The following is a 14423-nucleotide window of genomic DNA, read 5'->3' as shown; positions in this document are numbered from 1 at the left end:
AAACTTGGATGCATGGCTCCTGTTGAGTTCAGAAACCAAGCATCCAATTGTATATAATTTTTTATTAATTTTTGTGTCTACTTGACATGGGTCAGTTCAATTATAATTGGATCAAATTGTTTCCCACGTTCATTAATTATTATTTTTAAACTATCTTCAAAAGAAAAAGAATCTTTATAAGGTCTCTCAGAACAAAGTGCATCGAAAGTATCAGCGACAGCGAGTATTCTACCAGAAATTGAAATATCATTACCTCTAAGTCCATTTGGATAGCCAGAACCATCATAATTTTCATGATGATGCAAAATAATATCTTCAGCAGTCTTAAAAAAATTCATATCGATAGCGGGATGCATATTCTTCTCAATAGATTTCAATAAATCATAACCAATCAAAACATGTTTTTTAATCTCTTCAAACTCTGATTCGGTAAGTCTTGATGGTTTAAGCAAAATACTATCAGAAATTCCTATCTTACCAATATCATGTAAAGGTGCAAACCAAAATATTTCTTTGATCAAATCTTTACTATTTATAATACCTTTATCAAAAAGTCTCTCAGCGATAATCTTTGAATAATGTGCAACCCTCTTAACATGTGCACCGGTTTCAAGATCTCTTGTTTCAAGAATTTCAATAAGTCCGTTCATCGTCGTATTAACCATCTTAAAAGCCATAAATTTATTCAAAAGGCTATACTTTATAACATTAGTAAACAACTCAAAAATATATAAATAAGAACTATCATAAAATGATTCTTCATAATTAAAAACACTAATAACACCCAAAAAATCACCATTATTAATAATAGGTACAGCCATCATAGATTTATTTCCATTCCCATAAAAATCCGACAAAAACTCATCATCTTTAAAAATAGAAATATCATCAACAACAATACTTTTACTACTCTCCATAATATTTTTCATGAAGAAACTAATATTTTCATTAAAAAAATAACTGCAATCATCTTTTTCAGAATTAAATAAAATATTGCAATCTTGATTCAAAAAATAAAAACCCATAGTATCAACATCAAAAAAATTATTCAAAAAATCTTTTAAAAATCTCAGATAATCTTCAATATAAAGGACCTCTTCTGAATCAGAAAAAAATTTATTCAGCTTTTTTTGATCATTTATAAAGTTTTTCATCCCCACATAGCCTTTAATATGCTTTAAAAAGAAAGATATCATTCAAAAACCTCTTTCCGGACCCCTATAAAAATATAATAAAAATAGAATAATAAACTATATATGTATACACAACTAAATATTACATTATATAAAATGATATAACAAAAAAACATGTTTTCTAAAATATAATCCAGAATAACGTTATAACAATTAAAAAAAAATTTACATCAAAAAAACTCATATAATGTATACACTCAATTTGTTAGTATAAAAAAGATTTAAAAATATATCATACTTAAATTAAGAGGTGGGGCCAATGAAAAGTATAGAAAAAGCCATATATGAAATACACAAATATGGTTTTTTTGCACAAAATTTGAGGGATTATTTAAGCAAAAATTTTTGTAATAAAGATTTGAAAATGTATATACAAATAAAAAACATATACGATGTCTATGAATTCGAAAATACAATACTAAAAATAAATCAAAATATATCCAAAATCAAAAACAAAAACATATACTATATGTTACTTGGATTAAAAATGATGTCTCTATTCAGCATAAAGGATCTCGATTATATAGTATATTACAAAATACTAAAAAAATCACAAAAAAAAATGCCTCCAATGTCAAGAGATATATTAAAAGGTATGTTTCTATACATAGAATCAAGAAATGGGGGATTAAAACAAAGCAAATTCTGGGGAAGTTTTTCATCAGATGATTATCTTTATATAAACTTCTTATTTGGAAAGGCTGATGGATATACAAATATATCAAAAAGAAAAAAAATACTCTCTGAAGTGGCCGTCAAAGCCAAAAAAATACCAAATCCATCTTTAATAAACGCATCATTGAACAATCTTTTAACTTTAGAAAAAAGCGATAAATTAAAATGCATAATATCAAAAATAAATCTATACTATGCATCCTATTACTTTTCAACTAATAGAAAAATAATAAATGCTTATCAACAATATATATATACTTTAAAAGAAAATGATAGTTTCATATATTATATGGAACTATATATATTCTCTTTAATGATAAAAAATGAAAAAGATGAATTTCAACAAAATCTAATAAATACAGACACAAAAGAAACTATAAAAAAATTAGAAATAGACAAAAGTTCTTATTCAATAACAAATGAAGATATAATAGAAATAAAAAAATATATAAAAAAAAATAATCTTTCAAAAACGGCAAAAAATCTTGGATTATCCAGAAGAACTCTTTATAAAATTCTAAATGGAGAAACAAAAAGAATAAAATCGCAAACGATATATAAAATAATGGAAGAAGATGAAACATATTTCAAAAATCAAATAGAACAAGAAAGATTCAAAATAATATTAGACGAAAATATCGAAGAAATTCTATTCAATGCAAAAAAAATAAAAAAAGAAACAATAATAATAAATATACTCTCTACAATGATGACCCTAGAAGATCCAAATTTAAATAGATTAAAAAGACTCATAAAAGCCATAAAAAACACAGATATAAAAAAATTAAAAATATCCGACAAAATAATACTATTACAAGCTACCGAAGAGTTCGAATCTTCATTTGTAAAAGCAAGAAAAGATCTTGTAAAAAAAGCTTTTGAAAAAATAGACAATAAAACCATATACAAAATATATGAATACTACACACAAGATATAAATCTTCAAGAAAGAAAAATTCTAAGTCAAATAATATTTGGAATAACACGTTTCAAAGACACAAATTATGAAATGAAAAATCTCTACCCTTTACCAAAAAACAAACACTTCAAAAATAAAGATGTAAATAAAGCATTATGGAATATATTTCCAGAAAAAAAGCGTGAAAAAGCTTTCAAAATATACATAAATTTAATAAAAAAAATAAAATAAAAAAGACATGATCAGAAAAACTGACCATGTCTTTAAAATTAAATGCAAAGCTTATCTAAATAACTCTTTATCAAATCAAGTCTATCATGATTCATATCAATTGCCTTTCTCAAATGACTTGAAAAATCCGTAGTAGTTCTAATACCCTTATCATAAAAAAAATCAAGTTTTTTCAAAGCCTTAGCAAAATCATCTGTATATATCAACATATAAATAAAGCATTCAAGAAGTTGAATATCATCAAAAGAATTATTAGAAATAGAAGAATTCAAAAGCTTCAAAGCTTTATCATAATTCAAACCTCTTTTAAACAAAAAACCTGCATAATTACCAGAAAAATAAACATTATCTTTAGAAACTTTCTCAGCTTTGATATAAAACTCATTTGCCTTATCATAATCACCCATCAAATCATAAGTAAAAGCAATATTAACAAACAAATCAGAACCCTCATACTCTTTATCATAATCTGCTGCATTAAAAAACATTTCAAGAGCCTCATCATATTTCTTAAGATTCAAAAAATTAACACCATAATTTATATAAAAATTCAAACTCAAAAAACCTGCAGAAAATGCCTTCTTATAAAATTTATCGGCTTCATCAAATCTACCTAAATTCCTTAAAACATCGGCATATTCAGAAAAATCAAAAGAATATTTCATATCAATAGCTTTTTCATAAAAAATTTTAGATTTATCATAATCTCTTATAAAATAAAAATAAAGATACCCAAGATGTGTAAAAAATTCTGGATTAGAATCTCCTTCAATTTCAAGAGCTTCATCTTTTATCTCTTCAAATCTATTAAATTGAAGATTCTGTGCTAAAAAATAAAGATAATCATAAAAAACATAATAATTATAACCAATATCAACAGCCTTATCAAACAAATCCATTATATCCCTTATAACTTCATTATTCTGCCATTTAGCCAAAGCATACTGATAATAAGCATAATAACTATCAGGCATAATATCAATCGCCTTCTCAAAATAAATCTTAGATTTATTATAATTCTTCAAAGCTTTCAAAACCATAGCATAATAAACATTAGCATAATAATTATAAGGATCTACCTTAAGAGACTTATCGAGATACTTCTTAGCAAGTTTATAATTATTCTCCTGAAAAAATAAAATTTTCGCATAAAAATAATTAAAAGTTGGATTTGTATTATCTATCCTCAAAGCTTTCTTAACAAGTTTTTTAGACCTATCATGATCATTAATTATATCCAACATAACTCCATAATTATAATAAATAAATGCATTATTCGGAAAACTTTCAATACCTTTATCATAAACTAATTCAGCCTTCTCAAAATTATTACTCTTCTCTAAAAAAATAGCATAATTAATTATCAAATCTGGAAAAACCTCTATTTCCAAAGCCTTTTCATAAAATTCCTCTACTCCATCTAAATCGCCAACATTTTCAAGATACTTGGCATATTCATAAAAAAGTTTAGCACTATCTGGAAATTTTTTAATAAATTTTTTAAACTCCTTATCTACCTTTTTTGGAAAAAATTTCTGTAAGAAAAATAAGTAATTAACATGTATATTATCAAAAAACGATAATTTCTTCATACCTTCTTTATAAAAATTCAAAGCCTTATCAGAATCATCAAGATGTTCATACAATAAAGCAAGATTATTAAAAGCAAAAATATTAGTATCATCCATTTCTAAAATTTTCTCATAATAATAAATAGACTCTTCAAACTTGTTCAAATCAGTCAAAAGTAATGCAAGATTCATATAAGCCATAACATAAGAACCATCATTTTCTATAGCCTTCTTATAAAATTCTTCAGCCTTATTTAAATCTCCTCTCTTCTGACATAAAAGTGCATAATTATAATATGCATGAGGATAATCAGGAAAATCAGAAATAATCTTCTTATAAAATTTCTCGGCTTCATCCTCTCTTCCAGTTTTTTCCAATAAAATACCATAATTATTATAAATATTCTTAAAATCTGGATTTTTACCAATTGCCATCTTATAAACGCTCTCAGCTTCATCATATCTTTCCAACTTTTCCAAAGCGAGTGCATACTCATTATAAGCCATATAAAAATTAGGATTTATATCTATAATCCTTTTAAAATAATCAGTAGATTCATCATAAAATCCAAAATTAACCAAAAAAATACCATAATTATATAATAAACTAATATTATCCGGAGACAAATTAATAGCCTTCAAATAATTCTCTTTAGCATTCCTAAAATCATTTATCAAAGCATAAGATTTAGCAATCTCACCAAAATAAAGATAATTAGTATCATCTTCTTCAATCGCCTTCTTTAAACAATCTATAGCTTTTTCATACTCTTTAAAATCATTCAATAAAAGAGCATACTCATAATAAAAATAATTATTTAAATCACCAAATTCCTTATATCTCAAAAACATATCCATACTCTTATCAAAATCGCCATACTCTCTCAAAAAAATAGCGTATCTAATCAAAAGATAAGGATTCTTATCTTCATCAGAATCAAAAAGTTCTACAGATTTATTAAAAAATTTATTAGCTTCATCAAAATCTCCATAATCATACATCAAAAGAGCGTAATTCTCGTAAACATATGAAGATTCATCAATCTTTAAAGCCTTATCATAATAAATTTTTGCCTTATCGAGATCACCAAGACTAAAATGCAAAAATCTTGCATAATTAAAAATAACCTCAAAATCATTATCAAATTTTTCAGCAGAAAGCTCCAAAATCAAAGCTGCTCTTCTTATATCAGATTCCTCTAAAAAAGCTTTTTTAACATCTTCATCATCAAAAAAAGAATCTACAAGTTCACTTATCTCTTCATTCGCTTTAACAAAATCACTATTATATTCTTCTATCTTCTCATATTCATTCTTCCAATAAAATTCAACCCTTGAAGAATTCATACTCAAAGAATCTATACCTAAAATATCTTTACACAATTTTTTAACAAAAATAGAATAATCTTCAACCTTTAAAAATTTCAAATACTCTTTATTAAGCATCTTAGCTAGATCATCCAAAACACCTACAAAATAAATATCAGTCTCATAATATTCCTTAAAATAATTCTTCAAAGCCCTATCCTCACTCGATACTCCTATTAAAACAGGAGTATAATTAGCCAAAATACTATCAAGAGTATTAGCCCAATTATGGGATAAAATATCAGAATTCAAATCAGTGTTCAAATTTATGATAGTAGGTTTATCAGTGGGAAAAGATAAAAATATAGAAATAGAATCCTTTGAACAAACAACAGGATTAACATCAGTATATTTATAAAAAGCCTCTTCAGAATACTTTGAAAAATATGAATTAACTAAAATATTACTATCTGTTTTTTCGCAAAATTTTGCAATATACCCCATAAAAACTTCATTAGTTTTTTCATTCAAATCTGAACCAATAAAAAAAGCATATCTCTTATGAGAAGATTTACCCGTAAGATATTCTATAAAAGTATTATAATCAATATTTATCATAAAAACACCTCTCATTATTTATATATATATCATAATAATAACAAAAAAATAATAACAAACTATAAAATTATACCACTTGACAATAAATAAAAAAAATATTAAAATATATATGAATATATGCTCATATATAGAGGTGAAAAAATGGAAAAAATAAATAAACCAGAAAAAAAAGAAACAGATGTATGTAAAAATAACATTGTACATAGAGACATACTAGAACAAATAAAAGATAAAATACCTGCAGATGAAATACTATTCGATCTTGCAGATTTCTTCAAAATATTTGGAGACACTACAAGAATAAAAATATTAAATCTATTATTTCAAGCAAAAGAATTATGCGTATGTGATATATCAATAGCATTAAACATGTCACAATCATCTATATCTCATCAATTAAGAGTTTTAAGACAAGCAAAAGTTGTAAAATACAGAAAAGATGGAAAAGTTGTTTATTATTCTCTCGATGATGAACATATAGAACAAATATTCAATACTGGAATGGAACATATCACAGAAGAAACATTTTAAAAAATAAAAAAATTGATATAATTTTTATTATATCTTATATATGAATAAATGTTCATATGTACATATTTAAAGGGGTGAAAAAATGGAAAAAACTCAAAAAACAAAATTATCCTTAGATGGTTTAAATTGTGCTAATTGTGCTGCAAAAATAGAAAATAAAGTAAAAAATTTAGATGGAATAAAAAATGTAGAATTAAACTTTATAACTAAAACCCTTTCTTATGAAAGCACAAATACAGAAGATATAAATAAAATAAAAAAAATAGTAAACAAATTAGAACCAGATGTAAAAGTATATGAAGAAGGAAAAAATGAGTTCCATGAACATTCTCATGAACATGAACACTCTCATACCCATACTCATGAACATGGAAATTTCAATCTAAAAAAAGAAATTATAAGAATAAGTATTGGATTAATATTTTTTATAGCAGCAATAATAACAAATCAACAAATGATAATAAAAATATCATTATATCTTGCAGCATACCTAATAATAGGTGGAAAAGTACTCATAAGATCTGCAAAAAATATAATGAGAGGAAATGTATTCGATGAAAATTTTCTAATGGGAATTGCTACTATAGGAGCTTTTGCAATAAAAGAATATCCCGAAGCAGTTGGAGTAATGCTATTCTATGAAATTGGAGAATTCTTACAAAACTTAGCCGTTGATAATTCAAAAAAATCCATAAAATCTCTTTTAGATATAAGACCTGATTATGCAAACCTAATAAAAGGACAAAACATAGAAAAAGTAAGTCCTTCACAAGTAAAAGTAAATGACATAATAGTTGTAAAACCTGGAGAAAAAGTCCCTATGGATGGAAAAATAATACAAGGTCAAACAATGATGGATACCTCTGCAATAACAGGTGAATCAGTACCAAGAACAGTAAAAGAAAACGATGAAATACTAAGTGGATTCGTAAATCAAAATGGACTAATAAAAATAAAAGTTGAAAAAGAATTTTCAGAATCGACAGTATCAAAAATACTAAATATGGTAGAAAATGCATCTGCAAAAAAAGCTAAAACAGAAAAAATGATAACAAAATTTGCAAAATATTATACTCCGGCAGTAGTATTCTTTGCATTGGGACTGGCTACTATACCAGTATTGATGGGCGGAACATTTTCTGATTGGCTTTATAGAGCTTTAATATTCCTTGTAATATCATGTCCTTGTGGACTCGTTTTATCAATACCTCTTGGATACTTTTCAGGAATAGGAACTCTATCAAAAAAAGGTATACTAATAAAGGGCGGAAATTATTTAGAAACCATAAAAGACCTCGATACAATAGTATTTGATAAAACAGGAACAATAACACAAGGAGTCTTCGAAGTTGTAAAAATAAAACCAGAGAACATAACAAAAGAAGAATTATTAAAAACAGCTGCATATGCTGAAAAACATTCAAATCATCCCATTGCTCAATCAATAAAAAAAGAATACAATCAACAAATAGATGAAACAAAAATAAAAAAATATGAAGAAATATCAGGACATGGAATAAAAGCTAAAATAGAAGAAAAAACTGTACTCGCTGGTAATTCAAAATTAATGGAAAAATTTGGAATAAATTACAAAGAAAACAATAACTCTGGAACAATAGTACATATAGCCATAAACGGTCAATATTCTGGATACTTAGAAATATCAGACAAAATTAAAAACGGTGTAAAACAAACTATAAAACAATTAAAACAACTTGGAATAAAAAACACTGTAATGCTTACAGGTGACAATAAAAAAGTAGCTCAAGCAGTAACAAAAGAAGTAGGTATAGATGAATACTATGCAGAATTATTACCAGATCAAAAAGTTCAAAAATTTGAACAAATAAAAACAAATAAAAAAATAGCCTTCATAGGTGATGGAATAAATGATGCACCCGTACTAACGAGATCTGATATAGGTATAGCTATGGGAGGATTGGGTTCTGATGCCGCAATAGAAGCAGCAGATGCAGTTATTATGGATGATAATATACAAAGAGTTGTAGATGCTATAAAAGTATCCAAAAAAACTGCAAAAATCACTTGGGAAAACATAATAATAGTACTTGGAGTAAAAATAGTATTCTTAAGTCTCGGTGCACTTGGAATGACAAACATATGGGGTGCCGTATTTGCAGATGTTGGTATAGCATTAATAGCAGTATTCAATTCCTTAAGAATATTTAAAAACTAAAAATTAAAATGGACTATTCTGATACAAATCAAATCAGAAAAAGTCCATTTTTTTATATATCAAATGAAATTTAAATCCTCCAACAAAAAATACGATATAATATAAGTAAATACATTATAAAATGGGGGTTAAAAATGAGACGTCAAATAAACCAAATATCTCTATTATTAAACATATTATGTATAATATATCCCATATTGAGAATATACTATCCAAATCAAATAATAGAAATAATAGCTACAATAACAATACCATTCACACTCTTATTAAACTACTTCATAGTATACTTATATAATTTTAAAAGATTAAAAGCATATAAATATCCAAGAATATTTTTAAAAACATCTATAATAGGTCTATTAATGATAATCGCAGGAAACTTCTTAAAAGGGGCTTCATATTCATCCCAAATAAAACAAACATGGCATATATGGTCTATAATATACATAGGATACTACTCAATATTCATAAGTGCTATATACAACAACATAAAAACACTTGGATACAATAAATACTTCATAAAAATAAACAATAGCAAAAAAAACATAATAAAAAATTTAATATCATTAATATACATATTAATAATAATCGCAATAACCATAATAACTTATACAAAAATATATGTTTCAACCATTGAAATGATAATACCAGAACTCTCAATAACCTTTGCAATAATAACTATACCTTTAGGATTACTTATATACTCTACAAATCCAAAATCAGAAATAAACAAAAAAATCTCTGTAATATTCATAATAATATTCTCAATACTATTAACAATACCATTAATAGCTAATCTAACAAATATAAACAAAATAGATCTAAAATTTTCAAATACATTTGGAAATCAACAAAACTCAAAATTCAGAAAAGTTCATTTCTCATTCACAGATTATCTACTTGGAATAAAAATACCAGAAATAGAAATAAAAAAAGATATTACCTATTATAAAGATACAAAAGGTTATGAAAACAATATAGAACTAAAATTTGATGCATATATACCCAAAAACAAAAATAAAGAAAATCCTGTAATAATAAGAATACATGGTGGTTCATGGGTTGGAGGAAACAAAGGATTCTATAATATGCTACAAATAAACAAATATTTTGCATCACAAGGATACACTGTATTTGATATACAATATGGATTAACAAATACATCCATATTCTCAAAAAATTCAGAAAAAACAAAAAATAGAACTGGCAATTTCACAATAGATGATATGATAAAACATATAGGATATTTCACAAAATACCTCGAACAAAACAAACAAAAATATAATGCAGACACCTCAAAAGTAATAATAAGTGGAGGATCTTCAGGAGGACAACTTGCAACGGCAATTGCTTTAAGCTATGAAAATGAAAAATACAAAAACTGGTATGATCAAAACATAAAAATAAAAGGTATAATACCTTTATATCCAGCGTATACAATAGCTTCAAAAATAGGAATAGAAGGAGAAAAAGAACTAATATCACCAGAAAAATTAATAAACAAAAATAACATTCCCATATTGATATATCAAGGAACAAAAGATACCTTCGTTCCAGAAGAAATAATAAAACAATTCGAAAAAAAATACTCAGAAAACAATAAAATAATGACAATATATTTTCCATACTCTGGCCATGCAAACGATATATACTTTGAAGGATATTATAATCAAATATTCTTATACTATATGGAAAGATTCATACAATACTCAATATCAAAATAAAGATGCTTTGGCATCTTTATTTTTTTACAAATACAATAATTTGATATAATATAATAATGCTAAAAAATTCGGAGGAAAAATTAATGTACAAAAAAAATATAGTTAAAACTTGGTGGGGTCTAAAATGGATAGAATCGCTTGAAAACATAGACAAAAATAAAAATAGACTGCCACGTGGTAGAACTTATTTCAATAAAGGCAATGTAATAGACATAAACTACAAAGATGGAATGATAATATCAAAAGTAAAAGGTAATTACAAAGACCATTATAATCAAACAATAAAATTGAATGCTTTCAAAAAAGATGAAAAAAATAAAATAAAAGCCATATTAAAAAACAGAAAAGATTTTATGGCACAACTATTAATAGGATTTTTTCCTCCAGACTTATTTGAAATATTAACCCAATCACAAATACATTTATTTCCAGAAAAATGGGCTGATATACTATCAAAATGTTCATGTCCGGATAGGGCTAATCCTTGTAAACACCTTGCAGCTGTTTTCTATTCTTTTGCCCATGAATTCGATAAAAACCCTTTTCTTATATTTGAACTTCATGGACTCAAAAAATCAGAAATAGTAGAAGAAAGCGAAGAAAATATAATAAAATTCTCAAAACAATTCAAAATAAAAAAAGAAATAAAAGAACCAGAAATAATAGCAGAACCGCTTGAAATACAAAACCTATTAAATCTACTTCCAGATGATATACTATTCACAAATATAGACCTAAAATCAGATTTAAAAAAATTATATGAAGAAATAAACCAAGAAGAAAACATAAAAATAGAAAACTTAAAATTAACAGACTTAGAAATAAAAATAAATTATAATCAACAAAATCCCAAAATACAATTAAAAACCAATATAGACTATTTAAATCATGAGTACAATTACTATGATTTCTTTGAAATACTCGAAAAAGCTAATTATTACAACTTAGAAGATTCAAACATAAAATTCTTTTCAAAACTATTAAAATACTTTGAAATAATAAAATATACAAAATCCTTTTTACCTCAAGCACAAAAAATAGATGAAACAAACTTCCATATAACTTATAAACCATATACAATAAATGAAACATATAAAAAATACCATGAATACTTAAAATCTTTAATAAAAGAACCCATAATAAAAAACAAAAATGAAATAGCAGATCAAGATTTCATAATAAATTTTCTCTTCAATCTATACATAAAAAACAAAATAAAATACATAATAGAACCCAAAGAAAACAAAATACATGAATTATTTTTTACAAATTATATATACAAACCAAAAAAATTTGATGAAAAAAACACGTATACATCAATAAAAAACTATCTCGAACCAATAACAATAGATGCAAATGAATTTTTTATATTCAACATAAAAAATTACAAAAGCAAATACTCATTATCCATAGACATAGCAAAAAAAGATGATCCCTTTACAACAAAAGAATTGAGAGAACATCTAAGACAAAACAATGATCAAACAATATTAAAAAAACTTGCAATAATATCCAAATATTCTCCATTTATAATGGAATACTTAAACTTAAAATTCAAAGATCTAATAATAGAACCATCAGATCTTTCAGACTTAATAATAAACACTAAAAACATAATAAAACTATTAAACAGCCGAATAAACTATCCAATTGGAATGGAAAAAATATATACCCCTGAACTTATAATAAAAACAAAAACAACCGAAAAAGATATAACCTTAGAAACCATATCAAAACAATTAAACTTTGATTTCAATTTCAAAATAGGAAGTACAGAAATAGAATTCGAAGAATTCATAAAAAAATATAATACAGAAAATGGAATCAAAAAAATAGAAAACCAATACTTCGTATATGAAAAACATGCAATAGAAAACATAAAACAAATAGTAAAAAAAATAAAAGAATTAGATAACATAAGTTTATTCAAATTCATACTATCAAAAAATATATTTGGAATAGACATAATAATAGATGAAAACCTAAAAAATTACATAAAAAACTTTAAAAAATATAAACAAATAAACATACCAAAAAAATTAAATGCCACATTAAGACCCTATCAAAAAAAAGGATATAAATGGATATACACAAACTTTGAAAAAGGATTCAACATATGTCTTGCAGATGATATGGGTCTTGGAAAAACAATACAAATACTATCTGTGATACAAAAAATAAAAGAAAATAAAAAATTAACAAATCCATCAATAGTAATATGTCCAACATCATTACTTGCAAACTGGGAAAAAGAATCATCAAAATTTACACCAGAAATAAAAACACATATATACCATGGAAATGAAAGAGATATAGAAAAAATAAAAGAAAATGAACTAATAATAACATCTTATGGAATAATAAGAAGGGATATAGAAAAACTTCAAAAAATAAAATTTCAAATATGTGTAATAGATGAAGCTCAAAACATTAAAAATCCATATACATCACAAAGTATAGCGGTAAAAAAAATAAACTCACAACACAAAGTAGCTCTTACAGGTACACCTGTTGAAAACAAATTATTAGAATTATGGTCAATATACGATTTCTTAATGCCGGGCTTTCTTGGAAATCAAGAAGACTTCAAAATAAATTATGCATATCCAATAGAAAAGCTAAGTAGAAACGCAGAAAAAAAATACTTAAAAAATGCCATAGAACCATTTTTAATGAGAAGATTAAAAACAGATAAAAAAATAATAAAAGACTTACCAGAAAAATTCGTATACGATGAATACGTATATTTAACACCAATTCAAAAAAAATACTATCAAAAAATAATGGATCTAAAATTTTCAAACATAGAAAAAAATCACCAAAAAAGAAAAGCTCATATATTTGCTCTAATAACAGCATTAAAACAAATATGTAATCATCCAACTAATTATGACAAAAATTTTATACAAACAATAAACTCATCAGGAAAAATGCAAAAAACTATAGACATACTACAAACCATAATAGAAAATGAAGAAAAAGTAATAATATTCACACAATACACAACAATGGGCAATATACTACAAAAATTAATAAAAGAATACTTTAAAATGGAAATACTATTCTTTCATGGATCTTTAAACCAAAAGCAAAGAAATGAAATGATAGAAAAATTCGAAACAATATCCAAATACAAAGTAATGATAATATCATTAAAAGCTGGTGGAACGGGACTAAATTTAACCGCTGCAAACCATGTAATACACTATGATTTATGGTGGAATCCTGCCGTAGAAAATCAAGCAACAGACAGAGTATTTAGAATAGGACAAGAAAAAAATGTAATAGTACACAGACTAATAACTACGGGAACATTCGAAGAAAAAATAAATGAAATAATAAATAAAAAAGAAAGATTAACAAAAGAAATAATTACAACATCCGAAAAATGGATAGGGGACTTAACCAATGAAGAACTTAAAAAACTCTTCACATTAAAATAAAAACGGGCTTTAA

The 14423-nt window shown here is 25.1% G+C and carries 7 protein-coding genes; 5 read left to right on the top strand and 2 right to left on the bottom strand.

Translation table 11 applies throughout. The features are described from left to right. Positions 1 to 77 precede the first annotated feature (77 nt). Positions 78 to 1154 (bottom strand): HD domain-containing phosphohydrolase, encoded by a 1077-nt coding sequence (locus PWP28_RS01685; protein ID WP_308644138.1) that lies wholly within the window; start codon positions 1152 to 1154, stop codon positions 78 to 80. Between the two features lie 298 nt (positions 1155 to 1452). On the opposite strand from PWP28_RS01685, the gene PWP28_RS01680 reads away from it, so the two are divergent. Then, a complete protein-coding gene (locus PWP28_RS01680; RefSeq protein ID WP_308644137.1) occupies positions 1453 to 3018 on the top strand; it encodes a hypothetical protein in 1566 nt (521 codons plus the stop codon). A 38-nt stretch (positions 3019 to 3056) separates the two neighbouring features. Here PWP28_RS01680 and PWP28_RS01675 read toward each other — a convergent pair whose 3' ends face one another. Then, positions 3057 to 6515, bottom strand: coding sequence for a tetratricopeptide repeat protein (locus PWP28_RS01675; protein ID WP_308644136.1), 3459 nt, complete (start codon positions 6513 to 6515; stop codon positions 3057 to 3059). A 141-nt stretch (positions 6516 to 6656) separates the two neighbouring features. On the opposite strand from PWP28_RS01675, the gene PWP28_RS01670 reads away from it, so the two are divergent. The 4 genes from PWP28_RS01670 to PWP28_RS01655 all read left to right on the top strand — a co-directional run bounded on the left by PWP28_RS01670 (position 6657) and on the right by PWP28_RS01655 (position 14410). After that, positions 6657 to 7046 carry a metalloregulator ArsR/SmtB family transcription factor gene (locus PWP28_RS01670; protein ID WP_109604626.1) on the top strand — a complete coding sequence of 130 codons (390 nt, stop codon included), beginning with the start codon at positions 6657 to 6659 and terminating at the stop codon, positions 7044 to 7046. 82 nt (positions 7047 to 7128) lie between these two features. Further along, entirely contained in the window at positions 7129 to 9243 is a 2115-nt protein-coding gene (locus PWP28_RS01665) for a heavy metal translocating P-type ATPase (protein ID WP_308644135.1), read from the top strand. A 134-nt stretch (positions 9244 to 9377) separates the two neighbouring features. Beyond that, the gene (locus PWP28_RS01660; protein WP_308644134.1) at positions 9378 to 10967 is read left to right on the top strand and encodes an alpha/beta hydrolase; all 1590 of its coding nucleotides are present in this window, start codon (positions 9378 to 9380) and stop codon (positions 10965 to 10967) included. Positions 10968 to 11050: 83 nt separating this feature from the next. After that, positions 11051 to 14410, top strand: a complete 3360-nt coding sequence (locus PWP28_RS01655) for a DEAD/DEAH box helicase (RefSeq protein ID WP_308644133.1) — start codon at positions 11051 to 11053, stop codon at positions 14408 to 14410. Positions 14411 to 14423 lie beyond the last annotated feature (13 nt).

This window comes from Oceanotoga sp. (genome assembly GCF_030445905.1).
In the GTDB taxonomy this organism is placed as follows: Bacteria; Thermotogota; Thermotogae; order Petrotogales; family Petrotogaceae; genus Oceanotoga; species Oceanotoga teriensis.
This window is presented reverse-complemented; position numbering and strand designations above follow the sequence as displayed.